Origin of the sequence: Martinezella paranaensis (assembly GCF_014200235.1) — a bacterium.
GTDB lineage: Bacteria > Pseudomonadota > Alphaproteobacteria > Rhizobiales > Rhizobiaceae > Rhizobium > Rhizobium paranaense.
Genome location: NZ_JACHBI010000043.1, coordinates 1 through 2,337 on the forward strand (window position 1 = coordinate 1; position 2,337 = coordinate 2,337).

At 60.5% G+C, this 2,337-nt stretch carries 2 protein-coding genes and 1 pseudogene; 1 reads left to right on the forward strand and 2 read right to left on the reverse strand.

Annotation, left to right across the window (positions count from 1 at the left end; genetic code table 11):
• Nucleotides 1-54: 54 nt before the first annotated feature.
• Together GGD50_RS32470 and GGD50_RS32475 are read right to left on the reverse strand one after the other, a co-directional pair.
• On the reverse strand, nt 55-396 hold the full coding sequence (locus tag GGD50_RS32470; protein WP_246451694.1) for an NAD(P)/FAD-dependent oxidoreductase: 342 nt from the start codon (nt 394-396) through the stop codon (nt 55-57).
• 59 nt (nt 397-455) lie between these two features.
• Nucleotides 456-1,778, reverse strand: a complete 1,323-nt coding sequence (locus GGD50_RS32475) for an NAD(P)/FAD-dependent oxidoreductase (RefSeq protein ID WP_183941375.1) — start codon at nt 1,776-1,778, stop codon at nt 456-458.
• 272 nt (nt 1,779-2,050) lie between these two features.
• Here GGD50_RS32475 and GGD50_RS32650 point away from each other — a divergent pair.
• Nucleotides 2,051-2,337, forward strand: a pseudogene (locus GGD50_RS32650) (hypothetical protein); the annotation flags it as partial.

Sequence of the window (2,337 nt, forward strand, 5' to 3'; positions counted from 1 at the left end):
CCGGAGCGGCGCTTGAAACCAACGAAACTGCAAACCAATGAGGGGGTCAGTTCTTCAATTCGGCAGAGGGGTCAATTCCTCGATTCGCTTGACAGTTGGCGTGAGTCGGATTGAGAAGCCGCCCGACTGGACAAAGCCGGTGTCGATGCCGGTTTCGGCCTTGAGTTCGGCTGCCAGCTGGTGCCAGTTCGCCGTCGAGGTTCGCGACCATCGCGAATAGGCGGCGTTGCCGAGGCCCTTGCTGGAGCTCCATACAAGACCGAAATTCGCCCGGGCGGCCCTGTTTGCCACATCGCCCTCGTCGAGGATTGAAACCCTTTCCCCGCACCTCGACAGACCCCAGGCTATCGATACCCCCACCAGTCCGCCGCCGATGACGATTACGTCGTAATCCATTCCGCTCGCTTTCCTCGGCGCGTCGCCCCAAAGGCTTGTTTCCCGATCCGGCCTCACGATCAGATTGCTCCGACCATGACCCTCGAACCATCAATGAGGCGCGATAGGCGGAAGGGGGTGGGGTCGACACAGGGCGTGTCATTGGCAACCAGGTCGGCCGCCAGGCGGCCGATGCCCGGGCCAAGGCCGAAGCCATGGCCGGAGCAGCCCGCGGCCAGGTAGAGACCTCTCACACCGTCGGCCGGCGAGATGACCGGCACCGCGTCCGGCGTGAAATCCACGTAGGCTCCCCAGCTATCGGCGACTTCGACCCCCGCCAATGCAGGAAACTGCTCCGTGACCCGTTTCAAGATAGCCGTGATGGTGCGGCGGCTCGGCGGCGGGTCGAGAACGCGGACCCGCTCGAAGTCCGACGGTTTACTCTTGTTCAAGCGACCGATTGCCTCCGGACCATGGAGGAAGGATTTACCGATGCCGAACTGCACCGCTTTTAGGCGCTTCATGAACATCGGCATGAACCAGCGGGCGTATCGAATACCTTGTGGGGTGATATCTAGCATCGCCCTGCCGCTGATCGCTAGCGTGTAGCTGCCATCCAGCCGGCGGGTCAGCGCGCACTCCGGCGTATAGATCGCCTCGCCCAGATTCGCCGTGGGCCGCGTACGAAGCGCCGTTTGGCGCACGCTTGCCTGCGGAAAAAGAATTCCGTACTGACGACAAAACATTGACGTCCAGGCACCGCCGGCGCAGAGGACGGCTTGTGTCCGAATGAGCCCCTTTTCGGTAATCACTCCCGCCATCGCTCCATTGACCAGATCGAGGCCTTGCGCAGCGCACTCCTGGTGGATCGTCGCCCCAAATTTGCGCGCGCCGTTCGCGATCGTCGGCGCGGCGATGGCGGGTTCGCCCTTGCCGTCATCGATCGAATGCACTCCGCCCAGCCATCGGCGACCGTTCGCCGGAATCGTGGCAGCCGCTTCCCTGGCGCTCAGCATCTTCGTATTGACGTTGAACTGGCGGGCCGTATCACGCCATGCTTCCCATTCCGCCAATTGGTGCGGATTGTCTGTAGCGTAAAGCAGACCGCATCGGCGGAAGCCGACGTCCTCTCCGATTTTGGACTCAAACTCATCCCATAGCCGCAGGGCGACGCCCGAGAGCGGCAGCTCGCGCTCATCCCGGTTCTGTTGGCGGCACCAACCCCAGTTGCGGCTCGATTGCTCGCAGCCGATATAGCCCTTTTCGACCAGGGCGACGGACAGTCCCCGCTCCGCGAGAAAGAAAGCTGCCGTTGCACCAATGATGCCGCCCCCGATCACGACGACATCCGCCTCGGCGGGGAGCTGCTGATCGTTCTGTATGCGTTTGACAATTGGAGCCATCGGTTGACCTGAACTTATCTTGGCGGCTGATCTATACGGCACTGTTTCCTTGCCCCTCCGGCAGAAACATCTGCGACGATGACGGTTATCGCATCGACTTGGAATGACGATGCGAGCCGGGCGGGATACGCCTAAGCCTTGCCATTCGACGCGCGATACGTGTCGATGACATCTTCGGCCGAAAGCAGCTGGTCGCAGATGAAATGCCCGATGGGCAGGGGCAGATTGCCTGGAAAGATCGGTTTCATGGCGCGTCCTCGAAGTGAGCTCATGTGAAGCTACCGGAGGAAGGCGAGCAGCATGCATCGAATGATCATGCAGGGACGGCGGAAAGTTCCGTATTCGGCGGCACGACAGACAAGTCTTCGGTCGTTGAGCATGTAAGTTACAGAGCATCGTCTGACGACAGTGGTTTTGAATTGACTTCCGGTCGTAACACGACAGATGCCGCGATCGGTTCATATGTAAGCGCCGTCTCCGCCCCATTGAATTGGCTGTATTTTGAGGCTTGCCGCGTGTGCGAGAAGGTTTCCAGGGTTATCTGGAGATTTGCATGGCA

Coding starts and splice junctions, on each gene's coding strand:
- GGD50_RS32470 (WP_246451694.1), bottom strand. CDS start 396: ATGGATTACGACGTAATCGTCATCGGCGGCGGACTGGTGGGGGTATCG.
- GGD50_RS32475 (WP_183941375.1), bottom strand. CDS start 1,778: ATGGCTCCAATTGTCAAACGCATACAGAACGATCAGCAGCTCCCCGCC.